Raw genomic sequence first — 675 nt, 5'->3', positions numbered from 1 at the left:
CTACCTGAGGAAGCTCCGAGAGGGCGGCACTGCGCCGTTCCTGACGGTCGGCGTCGCGCCGGTCAGCTACCGCAGCCAGGGCGGACCGACGTTCAGCCAGCCGCGGCTCGAGCACGGGATCGGGATGGCCGTGCGCCGCGACGACTGGCTCGTGACCGGGAGCATCGGGTGGATCCCGTTCGCGAGCACCCGCTACCCGATCGGCCGGGAGAACTTCAGTCAGAGCTTCTTCGGCAGCAGCGGGACGATCTACGGGCCGAGCCCCGTGGCGGTCCACATCGGCCTGTCCCGGTTCTTCGGTACCACCGAGCCGTCACTGCGGTCCCCCAAGGAGCTCCAGCCCTACGTGCTCGTCGGGGTGGGTGGCGCCCGGACCATCGGCACCATCACCGACCGGTCGAGCGACCCGCGCAGCTTCGTGGGCAGCGCGGCCCCTCCCGGCCTGTACCCGGAGCTCGCCGTCGGCCTGCAGGTCGGGCGCGCGGTCGCCGTGCAGGCCACCTACCGGCACATCGAACAGACGCAGGAGGCGTTCGGACTCGTCCAGCACTGGCAGAAGGACAGTGGGCTGGCCCAGGTGCTGTTCGAGGTGCCGTATGGCGTCGGCCACGTGCATCCGTACGTCGGCATCGGCGCCGCGTTCGACAAGCTGCACTTCACCGACGAGGACTTCGG

At 70.4% G+C, this 675-nt stretch carries 1 protein-coding gene; it reads left to right on the top strand.

The window, feature by feature from the left end:
- On the top strand, nucleotides 1-675 hold a 675-nt coding region (locus GY812_17635; GenBank protein ID MCP4437303.1), incomplete at both ends, for a hypothetical protein.

This window comes from Actinomycetes bacterium (assembly GCA_024222295.1).
GTDB lineage: Bacteria > Actinomycetota > Acidimicrobiia > Acidimicrobiales > Microtrichaceae > JAAEPF01.
Note: the sequence above shows the minus strand (reverse complement) of the source record. Positions and strands in the feature narration are given on the sequence as shown.